This window comes from Microtetraspora niveoalba (assembly GCF_001570405.1).
Classification (GTDB): Bacteria; Actinomycetota; Actinomycetes; order Streptosporangiales; family Streptosporangiaceae; genus Microtetraspora; species Microtetraspora niveoalba.
Genome location: NZ_BBYM01000045.1, coordinates 42432 through 61600 on the forward strand (window position 1 = coordinate 42432; position 19169 = coordinate 61600).

19 protein-coding genes are annotated in these 19169 nt (G+C 70.7%); 7 read left to right on the top strand and 12 right to left on the bottom strand.

Annotated elements, in window-relative coordinates; translation table 11 throughout:
* Nucleotides 1-57: 57 nt before the first annotated feature.
* The 3 genes from AWQ70_RS33310 (at nt 58) to AWQ70_RS33320 (ending at nt 2796) form a co-directional block, all read left to right on the top strand.
* The gene (locus tag AWQ70_RS33310) at nt 58-390 is read left to right on the top strand and encodes a DUF485 domain-containing protein (protein ID WP_067185424.1); all 333 of its coding nucleotides are present in this window, start codon (nt 58-60) and stop codon (nt 388-390) included.
* Nucleotides 387-1997 (top strand): monocarboxylic acid transporter, encoded by a 1611-nt coding sequence (locus AWQ70_RS33315; RefSeq protein ID WP_067185427.1) that lies wholly within the window; start codon nt 387-389, stop codon nt 1995-1997. Before AWQ70_RS33310 ends, AWQ70_RS33315 begins: the two co-directional genes overlap by 4 nt.
* A gap of 205 nt (nt 1998-2202) precedes the next feature.
* Nucleotides 2203-2796 (top strand): TetR/AcrR family transcriptional regulator, encoded by a 594-nt coding sequence (locus AWQ70_RS33320; RefSeq protein ID WP_084518084.1) that lies wholly within the window; start codon nt 2203-2205, stop codon nt 2794-2796.
* Nucleotides 2797-2824: 28 nt separating this feature from the next.
* Here AWQ70_RS33320 and AWQ70_RS33325 read toward each other — a convergent pair whose 3' ends face one another.
* The 7 genes from AWQ70_RS33325 to AWQ70_RS33355 form a co-directional block, all read right to left on the bottom strand.
* Entirely contained in the window at nt 2825-4408 is a 1584-nt protein-coding gene (locus AWQ70_RS33325; protein ID WP_067185431.1) for a WS/DGAT/MGAT family O-acyltransferase, read from the bottom strand.
* Between the two features lie 346 nt (nt 4409-4754).
* Entirely contained in the window at nt 4755-5975 is a 1221-nt protein-coding gene (locus AWQ70_RS33330) for a sulfite oxidase (RefSeq protein ID WP_084518085.1), read from the bottom strand.
* Nucleotides 5976-6200: 225 nt separating this feature from the next.
* Nucleotides 6201-7886, bottom strand: a complete 1686-nt coding sequence (gene polX / locus AWQ70_RS33335) for a DNA polymerase/3'-5' exonuclease PolX (protein ID WP_067185435.1) — start codon at nt 7884-7886, stop codon at nt 6201-6203.
* Nucleotides 7887-8062: 176 nt separating this feature from the next.
* On the bottom strand, nt 8063-9037 hold the full coding sequence (locus tag AWQ70_RS33340) for an aldo/keto reductase (RefSeq protein WP_067185475.1): 975 nt from the start codon (nt 9035-9037) through the stop codon (nt 8063-8065).
* 147 nt (nt 9038-9184) lie between these two features.
* Nucleotides 9185-9556, bottom strand: a complete 372-nt coding sequence (locus tag AWQ70_RS33345) for a nuclear transport factor 2 family protein (RefSeq protein ID WP_067185438.1) — start codon at nt 9554-9556, stop codon at nt 9185-9187.
* 47 nt (nt 9557-9603) lie between these two features.
* Complete coding sequence (locus AWQ70_RS33350) at nt 9604-10182, bottom strand: MarR family winged helix-turn-helix transcriptional regulator (protein ID WP_067185441.1); 579 nt, start codon at nt 10180-10182, stop codon at nt 9604-9606.
* Nucleotides 10183-10318: 136 nt separating this feature from the next.
* A complete protein-coding gene (locus AWQ70_RS33355) occupies nt 10319-10858 on the bottom strand; it encodes a phosphate-starvation-inducible PsiE family protein (RefSeq protein WP_067185443.1) in 540 nt (179 codons plus the stop codon).
* A 131-nt stretch (nt 10859-10989) separates the two neighbouring features.
* Between AWQ70_RS33355 and AWQ70_RS33360 the strand changes: the two genes are divergently transcribed.
* Together AWQ70_RS33360 and AWQ70_RS33365 are read left to right on the top strand one after the other, a co-directional pair.
* Nucleotides 10990-11361, top strand: a complete 372-nt coding sequence (locus AWQ70_RS33360) for a VOC family protein (RefSeq protein ID WP_067185446.1) — start codon at nt 10990-10992, stop codon at nt 11359-11361.
* A 98-nt stretch (nt 11362-11459) separates the two neighbouring features.
* Nucleotides 11460-12422 (top strand): GNAT family N-acetyltransferase, encoded by a 963-nt coding sequence (locus AWQ70_RS33365; RefSeq protein WP_067185448.1) that lies wholly within the window; start codon nt 11460-11462, stop codon nt 12420-12422.
* A 4-nt stretch (nt 12423-12426) separates the two neighbouring features.
* Here the strand turns inward: AWQ70_RS33365 and AWQ70_RS33370 are convergent, their stop codons facing one another.
* On the bottom strand, nt 12427-12891 hold the full coding sequence (locus AWQ70_RS33370) for a MarR family winged helix-turn-helix transcriptional regulator (protein ID WP_067185450.1): 465 nt from the start codon (nt 12889-12891) through the stop codon (nt 12427-12429).
* Between the two features lie 125 nt (nt 12892-13016).
* On the opposite strand from AWQ70_RS33370, the gene AWQ70_RS33375 reads away from it, so the two are divergent.
* Nucleotides 13017-14030 carry a pirin family protein gene (locus AWQ70_RS33375; protein WP_067185453.1) on the top strand — a complete coding sequence of 338 codons (1014 nt, stop codon included), beginning with the start codon at nt 13017-13019 and terminating at the stop codon, nt 14028-14030.
* A gap of 232 nt (nt 14031-14262) precedes the next feature.
* A complete protein-coding gene (locus tag AWQ70_RS33380) occupies nt 14263-14748 on the top strand; it encodes a carboxymuconolactone decarboxylase family protein (RefSeq protein ID WP_067185455.1) in 486 nt (161 codons plus the stop codon).
* Nucleotides 14749-14823: 75 nt separating this feature from the next.
* Here AWQ70_RS33380 and AWQ70_RS33385 read toward each other — a convergent pair whose 3' ends face one another.
* The 4 genes from AWQ70_RS33385 to AWQ70_RS33400 form a co-directional block, all read right to left on the bottom strand.
* The gene (locus AWQ70_RS33385) at nt 14824-15564 is read right to left on the bottom strand and encodes an amino acid ABC transporter ATP-binding protein (RefSeq protein WP_067185457.1); all 741 of its coding nucleotides are present in this window, start codon (nt 15562-15564) and stop codon (nt 14824-14826) included.
* A gap of 172 nt (nt 15565-15736) precedes the next feature.
* A complete protein-coding gene (locus tag AWQ70_RS33390; RefSeq protein WP_067185459.1) occupies nt 15737-16561 on the bottom strand; it encodes an amino acid ABC transporter permease in 825 nt (274 codons plus the stop codon).
* Nucleotides 16558-17400 (bottom strand): ABC transporter substrate-binding protein, encoded by an 843-nt coding sequence (locus AWQ70_RS33395; protein WP_067185462.1) that lies wholly within the window; start codon nt 17398-17400, stop codon nt 16558-16560. The genes AWQ70_RS33390 and AWQ70_RS33395 overlap by 4 nt, the downstream gene beginning before the upstream one ends.
* A 1354-nt stretch (nt 17401-18754) precedes the next feature.
* Nucleotides 18755-19169 (bottom strand): HNH endonuclease signature motif containing protein (locus AWQ70_RS33400; RefSeq protein ID WP_084518086.1); only part of this gene is annotated, 415 nt, incomplete at its 5' end.

Here is a 19169-nt window from a genome sequence, read left to right on the forward strand (position 1 = left end):
CGGCCGCGGCCTCCTCCTACGCTCTGCGTGATCCAGATCACAGCCGTTGGAGGTCGTGTGACGACTCGGCAACATGACGCGTCCGTTTATGAGGAGATACAGGCGAGTGAGCGGTTCCGCGAGCTGCGGAGCCGGTTCCGGCGCTGGGTCTTCCCGATGACCGTCGCGTTCCTCGCCTGGTACGTGCTTTATGTCATCATGTCGGGCTTCGCTCGTGGCTTCATGGGCACGAAGCTGTTCGGCAACATCAACGTGGCCCTTGTCTTCGGCATCCTGCAGTTCGTCTCCACGTTCCTGATCGCCTGGGCCTACTCGCGGCACGCCGCCGGCAAGCTGGACCCGCTGGCCGACGAACTGCGCCACGAGGTCGAGGAGAAGACGACCGCATGAGCCACGAGACCCTCTCGACCATCCTTTTCGTCGTCTTCGTCGCCGGCACGCTCGGCATCACGTTCTGGGCCAGCCGCAACACGAAGACCGCCGCGGACTACTACGCGGGCGGCCGCTCGTTCAGCGGCCTGCAGAACGGCCTGGCGATCGGCGGCGACTACATGTCGGCCGCGTCGTTCCTCGGCATCGCCGGCATCATCGCGCTGTCCGGATACGACGGGTTCCTCTACTCGATCGGGTTCCTCGTCGCCTGGCTGGTGGCCCTGCTGCTGGTCGCCGAGCTGATGCGCAACTCCGGCAAGTTCACGATGGCCGACGTGCTCGCCTTCCGGATGAGCCCGCGCCCGGTCCGCACGGCCGCGGGCGTGTCCACGATCGTGGTCAGCATCTTCTACCTGCTCGCCCAGATGGTCGGCGCCGGCGCGCTCGTCGGCCTGCTGCTCGGCATCCACTCCGAGGCCGGCAAGATCTGGACGATCATCGGGGTCGGCCTGCTGATGATCGTTTACGTGGTCTTCGGCGGCATGAAGGGCACCACCTGGGTGCAGATCGTCAAGGCCGTCCTGCTCATGACCGGCGCGACGCTGATCACGCTGCTCGTGCTCGGCAAGTTCGGGTTCAACCTGTCCAGCCTGCTCGGCGAGGCGGCGGCGAAGAGCGGCAAGGGCGACGCGCTCCTCGAGCCCGGCCTGAAGTACGGCACCGAGGCGCAGGGCATCGCCGGCAAGATCGACCTGATCAGCCTCGGCCTGGCCCTCGTCCTCGGCACGGCCGGCCTGCCGCACATCCTGATCCGCTTCTACACCGTGCCCACCGCCAAGGACGCCCGCAAGTCCGTCCAGTGGGGCATCGGCATCATCGGCGTGTTCTACCTGCTCACGCTGGTGCTCGGCTTCGGCGCGGCGGCCCTGGTCGGCGGCAAGGCGATCACCGAGCAGGACAAGGCGGGCAACACCGCCGCGCCGCAGCTCGCCGAGGCGATCGGACGGGAGATCTTCGGCGAGGTGGGCGGCACCATCCTCCTCGCGGTCATCGCGGCGGTCGCGTTCGCCACGATCCTGGCCGTGGTCGCCGGCCTGACCCTCGCCTCCTCGTCCAGCTTCGCGCACGACCTGTACGCCCACGTGTTCAAGCGGGGCACCGCCACCGAGCGCCAGGAGGTCGTGGTCGCCCGGATCTCCGCGTTCGTGATCGGCGCGGTCGCGATCGCGCTGAGCATCTTCGCGCAGTCGCTCAACGTGGCCTTCCTGGTCGCGCTGGCCTTCGCCGTGGCGGCCTCGGGCAACCTGCCGGCGATCCTCTTCAGCCTGTTCTGGAAGAGGTTCAACACCGCCGGCGCGGTGTCGGCGATCTACGGCGGCCTGGTCACGTCGGTGCTGCTCGTGGTCTTCTCCCCGGTGGTGTCCGGCGCGCCGACCGCGATGTTCCCCGACGTGGACTTCCACTGGTTCCCGCTGTCGAACCCGGGCATCGTCTCGATCCCGGTCGGCTTCCTCGCCGGGTACCTCGGGACGATCCTCAGCAAGGAGTACAACGCGTCCAAGTACGCCGAGATCGAGGTCCGCTCGCTGACCGGTGTCGGCGCGGAGAAGGCCTCCGAGCACTGAGCCGGGCTCGGTGACCGGTGACCGGTCGCCGAGGGGTTCGGGCGGCCCGTACGGGTGGCCCGGGCTCCATCCCCAGGTCGGGCCCGGCCGCGGGCGGCGACAGCGCCCCGCGGCCGGGCCTTCTCGCCGTACGACCGGCGAGGGTGGCGGCGGACGGGGACCGAAGGGTCAACTGTCCGCCGCGGGATGGTACGCAGGATCCCGCGTGGTTATTGTCGGATTCGTGTACCGGCAGACGGCCAGAACCCGGATTCTCGACGCGGCCGAGGAACTGTTCTCGGGCGGCGGGTACGACGCGACCCCGACGGCGCGGATCGCGGAGCTGGCCGGGGTGCCCAAGGGTCTGCTCTTCCACTACTTTCCCCGCAAGATCGATGTGCTGATCTCGCTGGTGGACGAGCGGACCCTGGTCACCGAACACGAGGCCGACGACGCCGACGCCGCCGCCGCGCGCGACCCGGCCGCCGTACCGGGTGACGCCGCCGGCGCGCTGTCCCGGCTGGCGCGCAGGCTGCCGCTGCACGCCTCGCCCGCGATGCGGCGGATCCTGTTCCGCGAGGCGGACACGCACGGCTCGGTGCGGGAACGGCTGGGCCGGCTGAACACGGAGATCATCAAAAGGGCGCGGTTCGCCCTGGAGCTCGCCATGCCGGGCGGCCGCGGGGACGCGGCCCGGCTGGAGGCCGCGGCCGCCACGTTCGCCGCCGTCCTGCTCTACCAGGAGAGCATCTGCCAGCTCACCGGCCACCACATCGACCCTGACGCGGTCGCCGAGCTGATCGCCCACGCGCTGGGCTGACACCCTCCGGCGCTTCCCGGGGGCGCGGTCAGGCGGGGATCTTCTCCATGGCCTCCGGCCCGGCGAGATCGGGGGTCTCCGCGTGGGGGCGTTCGGCCGTCTCCGGCTCGGCGTCCGAGGACCGCTCCCGCGCGGCCGGCTCCTCCGCCTCCGGCTCCGCGGCCTTCTCGCGCTTGGCCAGCGTGGTCAGCTCCTCCATGGCCTCGTCGATGTGGCCGATCAGGCTCCACACGTCGGGCACCCGGTCCGGGCAGGCCACCACACCGAAGTCCAGCCGCCCGTCGTACGAGATGCAGGTGATGCTGAGCGCGCCCGTGACGTCGGTCAGCACGGACATCGGGTAGTACGACAACACCCTGGCCCCGCACAGATAGAGCGGGAACGGCGGGCCGGGAACGTTGGAGACGATCAGGTTCACGCCGGTCCCGACCATGCCCGCCAGGCGGAACAGCACGGGCGTCGCCAGCGCCGAGAACGGCGCGGGGAACATGGCGCACACGTCGTTGAGCCAGGTGGCGGGCGACACCGCGAACCGCCGCTTGGCGGCCAGCATCGCCGAGCGCACCGTCGCCAGCCGCTCCTTCGGGCACTCGACGTTCGTGGCCAGCGGGGTGATCATGGCGGAGATCTGGTTGCCGATGGTCTCGCTCCCGCGTGCCGAACGCACGGCGACGGGGACGGCCGCGATGAGCGGCTGGCCGGGCAGCGCGTCGCAGGAGATCAGCCAGCGGCGCAGGGCGGACGAGCACAGCGTCATGACGACGTCGTTGACGCTCATCCCGAAGGCGCGGGAGACCCGCCGGATCTCCCCGAGGGGGATCGAACCGAAGGCGAAGCTCCGCTCGCCGGAGATGACCCCGTTGAACGGCGTACGCGGGGCGGCGAGCGGCGGCAGCTCCGGCCGGGGCCGCTCGTCGCCGAGGAGCCGCCGCGTCGCGCGGGCGATCAGGCGGGCCCCGGGCAGCGCCGAGGCCACGGGGATCGCGTCGAGGTCGGCCACCGCCCGGGTGAGCGACCGCAGCGCCCCGACCGGGTGGACGACCGAGCGGGCCAGCGCGCCCGCCAGCAAGGCGACCTGGTCGGGCGTGCGCTCGGCCGGGAGCTCCGGAGGAGTGTCGACCAGCCGCGGCTCGGGGGAGAGGTCCAGCAGCGAGACGAGGATCTCCGCGCCCGACACCCCGTCGATGGCGCAGTGGTGGACCTTCGTGTAGAGCGCCACCCGGCCGTCCGGCAGCCCGTGGATCAGGTGCATCTCCCACAGCGGCCGGGTCCGGTCCAGGCGGCGCGCGTGGATGCGGGCGACGTGCTCGGCGAGCTGGTCGTCGTCGCCGGGAGCCGCCAGCGTGGACTCGTGCACGTGCCGCCGCAGGTCCAGGTCGGGGTCCTCGACCCAGTACGGCCGGTCGAGCGCGAACGGCACGTCGGCGAGCCGCATCCGCAGGGGAGGGGCGAGGTGGAGCCGCTCGCGCAACAGGTTGATCAGTCCCTCGCGGGTGACCGCGCCGGTCGGGGCGGACGCCGGATCGAGGACGGCCACGCCGGCGACATGCGACGCGGTCGTGTGCGACTCCGCGCTCAGAAACTGCGCGTCAAGTGCCGTTAGCTGGCGCATCGGCAACCTCCCTGCTCGCCTCCGTGCACCGGTGGCGGACGATCGCCGGCCGCTTCCGGAGTGTGACCATCATCTCCGCGCCGGGTTACCGGCGCGTTTCGCGCGCGTCTCCGGGGAGATTTGGGCCGCGCGTGGCCCCGGCATGGGGCCGGGAAAAGGCCACCGGAGCGAGACCTGTTCCGGTCGGACGCGCCTGACCTCTCCTGATGCAGGTGAGGTGGCCTCGTGGTGACATTCCCGTTCGGCACTCTTCTAGTGCCGGTGATCCGCAACCTTTGCCCGGCCGGGGCGAGGACCGCGCCGAAGCCGGGCGCTCGGTGGGGAGGCGCGTCGCGTTCGAACGCCGTCAGCCGGTCACCGTGACCGGATGCCCCACGATCCCGTCGTAGAGGTACCCGAGTGTGTTGTACGCCGTGCGCATCGGCTGGGTGGCGCCCGTCTCGTCCGTGGCCCGGGCCATGAGCACGTACGGGCCGGGCTCCTGGGGGAACCAGGCGATGTGCCACGACGTCCAGCCGGAGGCGGGGGTGCGGCCCCGGCCGAGGGCGCGCCGCCACGACCGCCCCCCGTCGACGCTGACCTCGACCCGGACGATCCGCCCGGTCCCCGACCACGATCTGCCGTGCAGGACATGCCGGCGTCCTGCCTGGAGTGTCGCGTTCCACGGCAGTTCGAACGCGCTCTTGACCACCTGGGTGCTCAGCGGCTCCCCTGACCGGCCGGGGCCCAGCATCCGGTACAGGTCGGTGCTCCACGGCGATGCGAGCGGAGTGGCGGACACCTCGATGTCGCCCACCCACTTGATCCAGGCGATGCCGGTCCAGCCGGGGACGACCAGCCGCGCGGGGAAGCCGTGGTCGGGCGGCAGCGCCTCGCCGTTCATCTCGTAGGCGAGGAGCACGTCGTCCAGGGCCTTGCCGATCGGGAGCGGGCGGCGGACGTGGCCGTGGTTCACGCCGTTGTCGACGTACTCGGGGTCGAGGCCGGTGGGCAGGACGTCCACGGCGTCGTCGCGGAGCCCGGCCGACGTGAGGAGCGCGGACAGCGGCACGCCGCGCCAGCGCGCCACGCCGATCGCGCCGAGCCGCCACGCCGTGCCGGGGGTGTGCAGGCCCTGCTGGGTGGCGAAGAAGGACCTGCCGTTGCCCGCGCACTCGATCGCGACGTCCACCGTGCGAGCCGGCAGCGCGCGCAGCTCGTCGTACGTGAAGTCGCGTGGGGAGCGCAGGCCCGAGCCGTGCAGCCTCAGACGCCAGGTCGCGGCGTCGATCAGCGGGGTCGAGGTGTGGTTCCGCACGAAGAACCGGTCGTTGGGCACGTGGTAGCCCCGCCCGCGCATCGCCTCCCAGCGCATCTCGGCGCACGAGCCGTGTACGTCGAACAGCTCGGGAGGCAACGGCTTGACGATCGGCCGCCCCGCCTCCACGGCGGGCGCCTCCTCCGCGCCGTGAGGCGGGGAGCCGTCGGTAAGGGGAGTGGTGTCGTCCGGTATGCGGCGGATCTCCTCGCGCGGATGCGGCACCCGGGCCCTGGAGACGGACGCGCCGGTCAGGTCGTCGATATCCATGTGGACCGCCCTCCTCGCTTTTGCCTATTCCCTACCAGGAAACCATTGAATCAGCGTCGAGGTGATACCGAGGCAAGCATCGCCGTGAACGGGCGACGAACGGGCGACACGGGAGGGCCGGCGCCCGAGGCGCCGCCGGCCGCGACGGCACGCGTGTCCCGCCCCGGGGCCGCGGGCGGCGCCGTCTCGGCTGTCGGCGGAGGTCCTCGTCGAGCGGTGTACCGGCTATCGGCCGAGGAAGGCGAACAGACGGTCCAGCGGCCAGGTGTTGATCACGTCGTCGGAGGTCAGCCAGGCCCGCTGGGCGATGCCGACCCCGAACCTCTGGTTGACCAGATGCGGGATCGCGTGCGAGTCGCTGTCGATCGAGAACTTCACGCCGTGATGGCGGGCCAGCCGGACGAGATCGGACGGGAGGTCGGCCCGGTCCGGGAACGAGTCGATCTCCATGGCGGTGCCGGTGCGCGCCGCCGCCCGGAACACCGCGTCCCAGTCGGCGTCCACCGGCGGCCGCTTTCCGATCTTGCGGGTGGTCGGATGGCCGATGATGTGGACGTTCGGGTTCTCGCACGCCGCGATGAAACGGCGGGTCATGTCCTCGCGGCTCTGACCGAAGTGCGAGTGGACGGACGCGACGCAGATGTCGAACCCCTCCAGGATCTCGGCCGGCCAGTCCACCGACCCGTCGGGGCCGATGTTGAGCTCGGTGCCGTGCAGCAGCCGCATGCCCGGGTATCTCCCCTGCAGCGCGGCGATCTCCTCCCGCTGCCGGAGCGCCTTCTCCAACGTCATCCGCTGCATGAACAGCTCGGGCGCGTGGTCGGTGACGGCGTAGTACGCGTACCCCCGGGCCGCCGCCGCGGCCACCATGTCGTCGAGCGAGGCGATGCCGTCGGTCAGGTTCGTGTGCGTGTGCAGGTCGCCCTTGATGTCGCCGAGCTCGACCAGCCGCGGGATGCGGCCGTCGAGCGCGGCCTTGATCTCGCCGCCGTCCTCACGCAGCGCCGGCGGCACCCACTGCATGCCGAGCGCGTGATAGATGTCCTCCTCGGTCTCGGAGGCGATGACGTGGTCCTCCCCGTCGAACAGGCCGTACTCGGAGAGCTTCCACCCCTTCTTCACCGCTATCTCGCGGATGTGGACGTTGTGCTCTTTCGAGCCGGTGAAGTAGACGAGGGCGGCGCCCCACGACTCCGGCGGGACCACGCGAAGGTCCACCTGGATGCCGCGGTCGGTGCGGACCGAGGTCTTGCGGTCGCCTCGCGCGATCACCTCGGTGACGTACGGCTGCGCCGCGAAGGTGGCCATCAGCTCGACCGGGCCGACCGCGAGTATGTCCACGTCGCCGATCGTCTCGCGCATCCGCCGCAGCGACCCGGCGTACGCGATGCGCTCGGCGGGCAGCGACGCGATGACCCGCTCGGCCAGGTCCATGGCGACGCCGATGTGCACCCGCCGGGACGACTGCTCGAGCTGCTCGACCCCCTTGAGCAGGTTCTCCTCGGTCTTGGGGCCGAAGCCGCGCAGCCCGGCCAGCCGCCCGCCCCTGATCGCCTCGGCGAGCGCGGCGGGGGAGTCGACGCCGAGCTCCTGGAACAGGAACAGCGCCTTCTTCGGCCCGAGCGAGGGGACCTTCGTGAGCTCGCGCACCCCCTCGGGGACGACGGCGCGCAGATCGTCGAGCTGGCGGAAGCTGCCCCGCTGGAGGAACTCCTCGACCTTCTTCGCGATCGCCTCGCCCACGCCCGGGATCTTGCGCACGTCCGTCTCGCGCAGGTCTTCGGGGAAGCCGGCGATCGACTTCGCCGCCTTCTGGTAGCTGCGGACCCGGAACGCGTCCCCGCCGTTCAGCGCGAACAGCTCCGCGTACTCCTCGATCGCGGCAGCGGCGTCATCGTTCGACCGACCCATGGCAGCAGCGTACGGCGCGGCTCCGACAATCTTCGCCGCCGCCTCGTCGCGGGGGCCGGCCGAGGCCGGCCCGGAGGGCTCGGCCGTGGCCTGGTTCCGGCACGGTCGGACCTCGGGGCGGACCCCGCCGCGGGAGGCGCTCGCCTCCAATCGTCGCTGTCAGGACGTCATCACCGTCAGAACTGGAGCGGACGCGTCCGGTACGGCTCCTCCAGGTACGCGATCTCCTTGTCGGAGAGCTCCAGGCCCACCGCGGCGAGGGCGTCGTCCACGTGCCGGTCCTTGGTCGCGCCGACGATCGGCGCGGTGACGCCCGGCCTGCGCATCAGCCAGGCGAGCGCCAGGGAGGCCGGGGAGACGCCGCGCTCCCGGGCGGTCTCGGCCACCCGCTCCAGGACCGCCGCGTCCCCGGGGCCGCCGTAGAGCTGCTCCTGCCGCGCGCCGTCCCCGACCTGGCGCACGGTGTCGGCCGGCGCGCCGGCGCGGGCGAGCAGGCCCCGGGCGAGCGGGCTCCACGGGATCAGGCCGACGCCCTGGTCCAGGCACAGCGGGATCATCTCCCGCTCCTCCTCCCGGTAGAGGAGGTTGTAGTGGTTCTGCATCGACACGAACCTGGTCCAGCCGTTGCGCTCGGCGGTGTGCTGGGCCTTGGCGAACTGCCAGGCGTACATGGAGGAGGCGCCGATGTAGCGGGCCTTTCCGGCGCGGACGACGTCGTCGAGGGCCTCCATGGTCTCTTCGATGGGAGTCTCGTCGTCCCACCGGTGGATCTGGTAGAGGTCGATGTAGTCGGTGCCGAGGCGGCGCAGCGAGGCGTCGACGGCGGCGTGGATGTGCTTGCGGGACAGTCCCCGGTCGTTCTGCGCGGAGCCCACGGGGAAGTAGACCTTCGTGGCGAGGACGTAGTCCTCGCGGCGGGGGAAGATCGCGCGGAGCAGGTTGCCGGTGACCTCCTCGCTGACGCCCTGGGAGTAGACGTCGGCGGTGTCGAAGAAGGTGACGCCTCCGTCGGCCGCCTTGCGGACGATGGGTTCGGCCTGATCCTGGGGGAGCACCCAGCCGCCCCACTTGTCGGGGTCGCCGTAGCTCATCATGCCGAGGCAGATCCTGCTGACCTTGAGTCCCGTGTTTCCCAGCCGTACGTAATCCATGCCGATCACCCTAAGTTCCGCCGCGACGGCCGGGCGAACGGAGTCAGGCGATCGGTTCGCCTCGGCGGGAGGTCCATCGGGACGGGCCCTACGACCTGCTCGTGCTCCGACGGAGGGGGGCAGGGCGAGCGGGGCGAGAAGCGGCGGTCAGCCGATCATCGCCTTCATCGGCTGCCAGGGCGCCGCGTCGAAGATCAGAGTGATCGAGGTGATCTTGCCGCCGTCGAGCCGGAAGTGTTCGGCCGTGCGCTGGGTGCCGGCCGGGGTGGCCGTGTGCACGTCGTAGACGAGCGTCGCCTCCGAGTCGCCGTACAGCTCGCTGATCATGTCGACTCCGGTGACGATCTGGAGGAAGCCGGGAAGGCCGGCCAGGTGCCCGGCGGCGTCCGAACGCAGCATCGGGCTCTGGAAGGCGAACGTCTCGGCGAGGTGGGCGGCGGCCGCGGTCACGTCCCCGCGGAAGCGGGCCTCGTGATAGCCGCGTACGGCCTGCCGGGTCGGGGTGGGGGCACTGGACATCGGAGCTCCGATCCGCCGTCCGCGAGGACGGCCTCGTGCAGGGGGAGTCAGGAACGGGGGGCCGTTCCGGTGGTGCGGGCGAGGTGCTCGGAGACGCGGTGATGGTTGTCGGCGAGGCGCAGGCACAGGTGCCGAAGCCGGGCGAGGTCGTCGGCCGTGAACCCCTGGAAGATCGCGTCCATGGCGACCTGGGTCGGGCGGCGGAAGGCCTCGATCCACGCCAGCCCGGCGGGCGTGATCCGGGCGAGGACGGACCGCCGGTCGTCGGGATCGGGGACCCGGCGGGCCAGCCCGTCGCGTTCGAGGGTGTCCACCAGGCCGGTGACGTTGCGGGCGCTGACCCCGCCGGCCTGGGCCAGGTCGCCGATGCTGATCCCGCCCTCCACCGCGCCGCTGAGCCGGATCAGGATGTCGAGCGCCCCTGCGCTGAGGCCGCGCCCCTGGGCGCCGTGGGAGCGCATCCGCTCGATCGCGTGTACGGCGGTCCGGATGGCGGCGGCGGCTTCGAGGGCCAGGGTGTCGGCCCCGTCGGTGAAGCGCGACATGGCCTCCCTCGCCCGGGGATCGAAGAGGAGGTCGTCCGCGTCACGCTGGAAGCCGTTGGGGGATTTATTTACGTCCTTCATGATGAAGCAGGACTTTATTACCTACTTCACGAATTGTCGAGCGCTGCCCCGGTATGTGCGCCGGTGGCCGCCGACGACGCCCCCGCCGGCGTCGGCGGCCGCTCGTGGCCCGGAGGTTCACTCGTGGCCCGGAGGTTCAGGAGTCCGGAGGTCCGGGAGCCCGGGAGCCGTGGTGCGCGGCCCGTTTCGACCAGCGGGCGAGGGTGAGCGCCGCGACCAGCACGAACGTCACCGCCGCGTAGGCGGCCAGCTCCGTGAACTCATCGCGGGCCTGCTCCGCCGTCATCGTGACGCTGAGCCGTACGACGACCGAGAGGATGTGCCGGACCACGGCGATGACGCCGATGATGATGAAGGGCTCGACCTGGAGGTGCCCGCCGCGCAGATGGGTCTGCACCGTCACGAAGATCTCGATGACGATCAGGACGAGCAGGAGCTCCTCCAGGAGGGCGACGGTCGTGTCGCTCCAGTTCGCCGAGGTCCGGGCCGCCGTCGCGAACGTCATGACCACGATTCCGCCCGCGATGGCGAGGAGGATGAACGCGACCACGTACAGGAGCGCCCGCTCGACGCGGGTGAGGATCCGCAGCAGCAGGGACTCCAGTCCGCTCCGCGCGATCGTGGCCGGCGGTCCCGGCGTGTCGTCCGGGGCCGGTGTACGCGTCTCATCGCCCATAGGTGAAACATGCCCCCAAAGTGGGGGAATGCCGTCAAAGCAGGGGCGAAGCGGGGAAGGTCTCCAAGGGGGAGGGAACGCCGGTTCCCGACAGGACGGTTCCCCGGAAACGGGACAGGAGGGCGCCTTCGATGTCCGTCGCACTCAACCACACCATCGTGCCCAGCAGGGACAAGCGCGCGTCGGCCGAGTTCCTGGCCGGGATCCTCGGGCTCACCGCGGCCCCGCAGTGGGGGCCGTTCGTGCCCGTCCAGACCGCCAACGGGGTCACGCTCGACTACATGGACGCCGACGAGGTCCAGCGGAACCACTACTGCTTCATCGTCAGCGAGTCCGAGTTCGACGTCATCTTCGGACGGATCCGGGAACGGGGGCTCGACTTCTGGGCCGACCCCCACCACGAGAAGCCCGGGGAGATCAACCACCTGTACGGCGGTCGCGGCGTCTACTTCAACGACCCCGACGGTCACAACATGGAGGTCATCACCCAGCCGTACGCCTGACCGCACGCCCAGCTGTACGCCTGACCGCGCGTCTGACCGCGCCCGGCCGCCAATCCGCGAGTAAGCCGCCGCCAAGTCGCGGACGATACAACCGCGGGGTGAACGGATACGACATCAGACGGCCCACGAAGGCCGACGCGGAGGCGATCCACGAGCTGGTCGCCGAGCACGACACCAAGGTCGTCGGAAGGCCCGACGCCACCCTTGACGACGTCGCCGAGGTGCTCGGCGAGCTGGACCTCGACGCCGACGGCTGGCTGGTGTACGAAAGCGACCGGCTCGTGGGCTGGGGGTGGGCCTGCCCCAAGGGGACGAGCGACAACGTGGACATCGACGTCCAGGCGCGGGTCCCGGCGGTGGCCGACTGGCTCTGGGACCGGGTCCTCGAACGCGCCGTGGAGATCGCCCGCGGCCTCGGGCACGACCGCGCCCGGGTGGACATCGGGATCTATCGCGAGGACGCCGAGCTCCGGGCGGCGGCCCAGGAACGCGGGCTCGCCCCCGCGACCAGCTTCCACCGGATGCGGATCGACCACCCCGGCGGGGCGCCCGCCGCGGAGCCCGAGATCCCCTCCGGCGTCACCGTGGAGAGCGGCGAGCCCGACGAGGAGCGGCTCCGTACGGCCCACCGGATCCAGCAGGAGGGATTCGCCCGGCATTTCGGATTCGTGCCCCGGACGTTCGACGAGTGGGTCTCCGCCATGGAGGCGTCCCCCGCGAACGACTGGAGTCAGCTCCTGGTCGCCCGCGTGGACGGCGAGCCCGCGGCGATGCTGCTGGGGACCGACCACTTCCTCTCCGACGAGGGCTGCGGCTACGTGCGGACCCTGGCGGTGCTGCCCGGCTTCCGCGGCCGGGGGCTGGGGAGGCTCCTGCTGCGTACCGCGTTCGCGGCGGACGCGCGGCGCGGGCGCGCCGGGACGATCCTGCACGTGGATTCCAACAACGTCACGCCCGCGCTCGATCTCTACCTCTCGGTCGGCATGCGCCGGGTCCTCGCGATCGACGCCTGGCAGGCCGACCTGCCGACCGGCCCGGCGTCCGAGGCGGAGCGCGAGTAGCGGCTCAGGGGGCGGGACGCAGCAGGTGGTCGCGCACCCTTGCGGCGATGGAGCGCAGACGGGCCACGTCGGCGGGCGTGAGCAGGTCGAACATGTTGGCGCGGACGGCGGCGACGTGGCCGGGCGCGGTGGCGGCCAGCTTGGCCGCGCCCGCCTCGGTGAGCTCGGCCTCGGTGCCGCGCCTGTCGTCCTCGCACTCGGTGCGGCGGACCCAGCCGAGCCGTTCCAGCCGGGTCACCGCCCGGGTCGCGCCGCTGCGCGTGGACAACACGGCGTCGGCGAGGTCGCGCATCCGCATCCGCCGGTCCGGCGCCTCCGACAGCACGACCAGCACCTCGTAGTCGAGCATGGAGATGCCCGCGTCCGCCTCCAGTTGGCGATCGAGGGCCTGGATCAGCAGCCGGGTGCCGTCCAGGTAGGCGCGCCACGCCTGCTGCTCCTCCGCTTCGAGCCATCGCACCTCGTCCATGCCGCCCAGCCTAGCGGGAATAGTTGACGGCGAAACGATATTGGGTAGAGTGAATGTCGTTGACGGCGCAACGACCTTGCGTCGTACGCCGCCCGCGACCCTCCGAGACCGGAAGGAAGGCCACCATGCCCGCCGTCACCGTGGAGAACCCGCTCGCCCTGCCGCGCGTCCCGCTGCCCAACCCGCTGACCGACGCGCACCGCCCGGTCGTGTCCGTGACCACCGCGCCCCGCGCCCTCGAAGGCGAGGGCTTCCCCGTACGGCGTGCCTTCGCGGGAGTGGATGTGCGGGCCCTCGACCCGTTCATCCACATGGATCAGATGGGCGAGGTCGAGTACGCCCCCGGAGAGCCCAAGGGCACGCCCTGGCACCCGCACCGCGGCTTCGAGACCGTCACGTACATGATCGACGGGGAGATGCAGCACTCCGACTCCCACGGCGGGGGCGGCCTCATCGGCGGCGGCGACACCCAGTGGATGACCGCCGGATCCGGCATCCTGCACATCGAGACCCCGCCCGAGTACCTCGTCGCCAGCGGCGGCCTGTTCCACGGCCTCCAGCTCTGGGTGAACCTGCCGCGCGCCCGGAAGTTCGCCGAGCCCCGCTACCAGGACATCACCTCGTCCAAGGTGGCCCTGCTCAGCTCCGACGACGGCGGCGCCCTGGTCCGCGTCATCGCCGGAGAGGTGGGTGGGCACGCCGGGCCCGGATCGACGTACACGCCGATCACCCTCGTGCACGCCACCGTCTCGCCGGGCGCGTCGCTGACGCTCCCGTGGCGGGCCGACTTCAACGCGCTGGTCTACGTCCTCGCCGGCGACGGCACCGTCGGTGCCGAGCGGCGGCCGATCACCGCCGGGCAGCTCGCCGTCTACGGGGCGGGCGACACGATCACCGTCGCGGCGGACGCGCGCCAGGACTCGCGTACCGGCGGCATGGACGTGTTCGTCCTCGGCGGCCTGCCGATCCGGGAGCCGGTCGTCGCCTACGGGCCCTTCGTCATGAACACCAAGGCGGAGATCATCACGGCGATGGAGGACTACCAGGCCGGCCGGCTGGGCAGCGTCCCGGCCGCCCACGCCGACGTGCGGGCCGCCACCTCCGCCGCCGACGGCGACACCTCGACGACGGATGCCTGAACGTCGGATGCCTGGACGTCGGATGCCTGAAGGGCGTGTCTGAACGGCGTGTCTGAACGGCGGATGCCTGGAGCCGGCGTCGTTCGCGCCGCTTTGTGACACCCGCGACCGGTGGCGCACGTCACACGACCGTGCTGTCACAGGGAGCGGGTCGGCGGCATCTCCATGGTCGTCAGGACGCCGCGCGAACGATCCGCGCGGTCCGCGACTCTCCACGAGTGAGGACGAAACCATGGAACCCCGGATGAACCTGATGGCCGGCGAACTCGGCGCCAAGATCGGCAAGCGGTTCGCCAACGTCAGCCTGATGATCCAGCAGTCGCCGCTGCCCCGGGACCTCCAGGAGCTGGTGATGCTGCGCGCCAGCCAGATCAACGGCTGCGGCTTCTGCGTCGACCTCCACACCAAGGAGGCCGCGGCCGCCGGGGAAACCGCGGTCCGGCTCCACCTGGTCGCCGCCTGGCGCGAGTCCATCGTGTTCACCGAGGCCGAGCGGGCCGCGCTGGCACTCGCCGAGGAGGGCACCCGGCTCGCCGACGCCCACCAGGGCGTGTCCGACGCGACCTGGGCCCGGGTGCGCGAGCACTACGACGACGACCAGACCGCCGCGCTGGTCTACCTGGTCGCCATGATCAACGCCGCCAACCGGCTCGGCGTGATCGTGCGCAACCAGGGGGGTTCCTACGAGCCCGGCATGTTCGCCGGTATGACGAGCTGACGAGCTGACGAGCTGGTCGGCCCGCCGGCGAGCTGATCCGCCTGCTCGGCGGGGTGATCCGGTCCGGAGGGCCGGCTAGCCCTCGGGGTGGAGCACCCGGCCGAGGAACTCGCGGGTACGGGCATGCCGGGGATCGGCGATCACCTGCTCCGGCGGCCCGTCCTCCACGATCATGCCGTGGTCCATGAAGACCACGCGGTCGGCGACCTCGCGGGCGAAGCCCATCTCGTGGGTGACGACCATCATCGTCATGCCGTCCCCGGCCAGCTCGCGCATGACGGCGAGGACGTCGCCGACCAGCTCCGGGTCGAGCGCCGACGTGGGCTCGTCGAACAGCATCAGCGACGGGTTCATGGCCAGGGCGCGGGCGATCGCCACCCGCTGCTGCTGGCCGCCGGAGAGCTGCGCGGGATACGCTTCGGCCTTCTCGCTCAGCCCGACCCTCTCCAGGGTCTCCCGGGCTACCCGCTCGGCCTCGGCCCGGCCGCGCCTGAGCACCCGCTCCTGGGCGATCGTGACGTTCCGCAGCACCGTGAGGTGCGAGAAGAGGTTGAACTGCTGGAACACCATGCCCAGACGGCGGCGCACCGCGTCGATGTCCACGTCCGGGTCGGTGATCTCCGTGCCGTCCACCACGACCTGTCCGGAGGTGGGCCGTTCCAGCAGGTTCACGCACCGCAGCAGCGTCGACTTGCCCGACCCCGAGGGGCCGATCACGCAGACGACCTGCCCCGCCTCCACGGTGAAGTCGATGCCTTTGAGCACCTCCAGCTCCCCGAAGGACTTGCGCAGGTTCCTGATCTCGACGGTGCTCATGCGCCGCTCACCGCTCCCCGTCCGCCGCGCGGACCGCTGTGCTCATCACGTCTGGCGCCCTCCGTGCTCACCGGCCGCCCAGCGCGCCTGAGGGCCCCATGTCTGTGGTCGTCGCCGTGTCTGTGGGCACGGTGTCTGTGGACACCGGGCCTGTCACCGTGCCGGATGCCGCTCATCGGGCCGTTCCCTGGCGCTGCTCCAGGCGGCGCGCGACGTACCCCAACGGGATGGTGATCAGCAGATAGGTGAGGCCGGACACCAGGATCGGCGTCGGGCTGGCGAAGGTCGACGCCTGGTCGTTGCCGAACTTGGCCAGCTCCACCTGGGCCGCCGTCACCCCGAGGAACAGCACCAGAGACGAGTCCTTGAACAGCAGGACCAGCTCGTTCGTGAGCGGCGGGATCACGATGCGGACCGCCTGCGGGATCACGATCGACAACATCGCCCGCGTGTGCGTCATGCCGAGCGAGCGGGCCGCCTCCATCTGCCCCTTCGGCACCGCCTGCAGCCCCGCGCGGAACGTCTCCGCCATATACGCGGCGGAGACGAGCCCGAGGCCGAGCGCGGCCTGGCCGTACACGCCGCCCGGGACCTGGAACCCCGGGAACGCCAGCGGCAGGCTGCCGATCATCAGGAAGATCACCAATGCCGGGAGGCCGCGGAAGATCTCGATGTACGTCGAGGCGATCCACCGGTACGGAGCGACCGAGGACTGCCGCATCAGCGCCAGCAGCATGCCGAGGGCGAACCCGACGACGTACCCGCTGGCGGTGTAGATCATCGTGTTCTTCAGGGCGGCGCTGAACAACCGGGGCAGGCCGTCGGCCGCAACCTGGGTGTTGAGGAACGACTGCCGGATCGCGCCCCAGTCGGCGAGGTAGACGAGCGCGGCGGCGACGGCGGCCAGCAGGACGTACTGGCCGCCCCTGGAGAGCCGCCGCCTGTCCCGGGGACTCCATCCCCGGCGCGAGGCGAGGGGAGCGCTGTGCCCGGTCACGACGCAGCGACCCGGCTCGGCTCGGCGCCGAACCACTTCTTGTAGATGGCGTTGTACGTGCCGTCCGCCCGGGCCTGCTCGATCACCTCGTCGACAACCTTGGACAGCGCGGTGTTGCCCTTCTTCATGCCGATGCCGTAGTGCTCGCCGGTGTCGAGCCCGGCGACCACCTCGTACTTCGCACGGATCTCGGGCTTCTTCAGCCACGTCAGCACGACGGGGAGGTCCTGCACGATCACGTCGGCCTGGCCGGTCTCCAGACCGAGCAGCTCCTTGGCCGAGTCGGCGAACTCGATCGGCTCGTACCCCTTGCCCGTGACGTACTGCAGGCCCGTCGTCGAGGCCTGCGCGCCGAGCTTGAGGTTCCGGGCCTTCACGTCGCCGAGCGAGGTGATCCCGCTGCCCTTCTTCGCCAGCAGCGCCTGCGTCGCGTCGAAGTACGGCACGGAGAACTCGATGTTCTTCCTGCGCTCGTCGTTGATCGTCATGCCGGCCGCGGCGAGGTCGCACCGGCCCGCGTTGAGCACGGCACCGCTCTTGATCGCCGCGAAGTCGATGTCGATGACGTCCTGCTTCACGCCCAGCTTCTTGGCGACGAGGTCGATGACGTCCACGTCGAAGCCGACGACCTTGGAGCCCTGGTTGAACTGGAAGGGCTCGTACTGCAGGTGGGTGCAGGTGGTGAGCTTTCCGGCGTTGACGAGCCGGACACCGCCCGCGGTGCCGCCTCCGCTGCCGCTCCCGCTACCGCCGCCCCCGCAGGCGGAAGCCGTGAGCGCGGTCACCAGCGCCGCGGCACCGATGCAGAGCACCCGGCGACGCATGGGCCAAAGAGCCACGCGGCCCTCCCTAAATGCGGACAAAAGACAACATTTACGACAATCTATAGGAGTCGATGGATAGCTTCGTCTCGTCCTGACAAGGGAGAGGTGATAGGGAGATATCTCGAAATCGGGCTTTTTGTTGCGGCTGTTACTCCTGTTCTGTCTGTTTCCCACATTGCCTCCTGGGCCTTTCTCCCCGCCCCCGTCGCCAGCCCTCAAAGGTCCGTTTGGGCTCACCCCTTGGGCCGTCAGGAGATCCCTTGCCTTCGAGACTCGGCCCGCGTCGGCGAGGCGCCCCGCAGGTGGATCGTTGGACGGCGCGGCGGGACCTGGCCGAGGCGCCGTCCATCGCGCAGACTGCCTTGAACGGTGACACTGTCCGCCTCTGGCGTGCCGGGGCTGAGCGCTGTACGCCCGGGGGTGGGTCTTGAATGCGGACACTGTCCGCTCCTGGCGTGCCGGGGCTGAACGCTGTACGCCCAGGGGTGGGTCTTGAACGCGGACACTGTCCGCTCCTGGCGTGCCTGGGCGAACGCTGGATGCCCGGGGGCGGGTCTTGAACGCGGACGCCGTCTATCGGGAGGTGCGTGGATGCCGTCCAGTGCGGAGTTGCTTTGAGTGCGGACGCCGTCCGCTTGGCGCATGTATGGACGCCGTCCACTGCGGGGTTGCTTGAATGCGCGTCGCTTTGAATATGGATGCGGTTCGCCGGGGCCCGCCTGCATTGTGCACACCATCCGCCACTGACGTGCTTTGAACATCGACCGCGTTTTGTGTCCGGCGCCGAGGGTCAGTCCGCTCGTCATGTCGGACCCGGTGAGCCTGCTCGTGGGAGTGGTGCTGGAGGCCAGCCGCCCGCCCTTGGTGTTGCTGGGGGCCAGCCGTCGGCCCCTCGGTGCTGCCGGTGATCGTCCTGCGCCCTCGGTGTTGCTGGAGGTCAGGCGCGCTTGCTTGATCTCCGGTGGTGCCGGAGGTCTCGCGGCAGGTGTTGGTCATGCGGGACGTCGTGCTTGGTCCCACCGGTCATGGTGACCTCTGGAGCGGGGCCGATGTAGGGGATCTCCACTGGTCCTTGCCGGGCCGGTGATGTCACCCTGTCGGCACGCATCGGGCGGGGTCGACGTGGTGGAACCCCCACCGGCCCCTTGCGCGCGGTGATGTCGGCCTGCACGCATCGGGCGGGACCTGCGTAGTGGAACCCATACCGGGCTGCCTGGTGATCTCACCCTGCCCGTAGGGGCCCTGCTCGGGGGCCGACGCAGGTCGATCCCTATCAGTCCTTATCGGGCCGGTGGTGTCACCCGGCCCGCAGGCATCGGACGGGGCCGACGTGGTGGAACCCCACGGGCCCCTTGCGCGCGCGGTGGTGTTATCCGGCTTGTAGGCGTTGGGCTCTTGGGCCGATGTAGGTGAATCCCCATCGGTCTTTGCCCACCCGGTGGAGCCGGTAGTTCTGGGGGTTGCGGTAGCGGTCGCGGTTGTGGAACTGGCAGGTGGGCCCGAGGTTGCGCAGGTCGGTTGCTCCTCCGTCCGACCAGTTCATGACGTGGTCGATCTGGCAGAGGTGGGCGGGCAGGGCGCAGTCGTCGACCATGCATTTGGTGTAGCGGGCGAGGATGGCCCGGCGTTGTCTTCTGGTGGCTTGGCGGGCTTTGCGTCCGACGTCGAGGACTTCGCCGTCGGTGTTCATGACCAGGCGGGTGAGGCTGGAGGTGCGGGCCAGGCGGTGGATGTCGGTGACGGGGAGGAACTGTCCGGTGGCCAGCAGGAGCCCGGGCAGGGTG

Coding starts and splice junctions, on each gene's coding strand:
- AWQ70_RS33350 (WP_067185441.1), bottom strand. CDS start 10,182: ATGAAGGACGTAAATAAATCCCCCAACGGCTTCCAGCGTGACGCGGAC.
- AWQ70_RS33340 (WP_067185475.1), bottom strand. CDS start 9,037: ATGGATTACGTACGGCTGGGAAACACGGGACTCAAGGTCAGCAGGATC.
- AWQ70_RS33380 (WP_067185455.1), top strand. CDS start 14,263: ATGGAACCCCGGATGAACCTGATGGCCGGCGAACTCGGCGCCAAGATC.
- AWQ70_RS33375 (WP_067185453.1), top strand. CDS start 13,017: ATGCCCGCCGTCACCGTGGAGAACCCGCTCGCCCTGCCGCGCGTCCCG.
- AWQ70_RS33345 (WP_067185438.1), bottom strand. CDS start 9,556: ATGTCCAGTGCCCCCACCCCGACCCGGCAGGCCGTACGCGGCTATCAC.
- AWQ70_RS33360 (WP_067185446.1), top strand. CDS start 10,990: ATGTCCGTCGCACTCAACCACACCATCGTGCCCAGCAGGGACAAGCGC.
- AWQ70_RS33355 (WP_067185443.1), bottom strand. CDS start 10,858: ATGGGCGATGAGACGCGTACACCGGCCCCGGACGACACGCCGGGACCG.
- AWQ70_RS33325 (WP_067185431.1), bottom strand. CDS start 4,408: ATGCGCCAGCTAACGGCACTTGACGCGCAGTTTCTGAGCGCGGAGTCG.
- AWQ70_RS33370 (WP_067185450.1), bottom strand. CDS start 12,891: ATGGACGAGGTGCGATGGCTCGAAGCGGAGGAGCAGCAGGCGTGGCGC.
- AWQ70_RS33330 (WP_084518085.1), bottom strand. CDS start 5,975: ATGGATATCGACGACCTGACCGGCGCGTCCGTCTCCAGGGCCCGGGTG.
- AWQ70_RS33385 (WP_067185457.1), bottom strand. CDS start 15,564: ATGAGCACCGTCGAGATCAGGAACCTGCGCAAGTCCTTCGGGGAGCTG.
- polX (WP_067185435.1), bottom strand. CDS start 7,886: ATGGGTCGGTCGAACGATGACGCCGCTGCCGCGATCGAGGAGTACGCG.
- AWQ70_RS33315 (WP_067185427.1), top strand. CDS start 387: ATGAGCCACGAGACCCTCTCGACCATCCTTTTCGTCGTCTTCGTCGCC.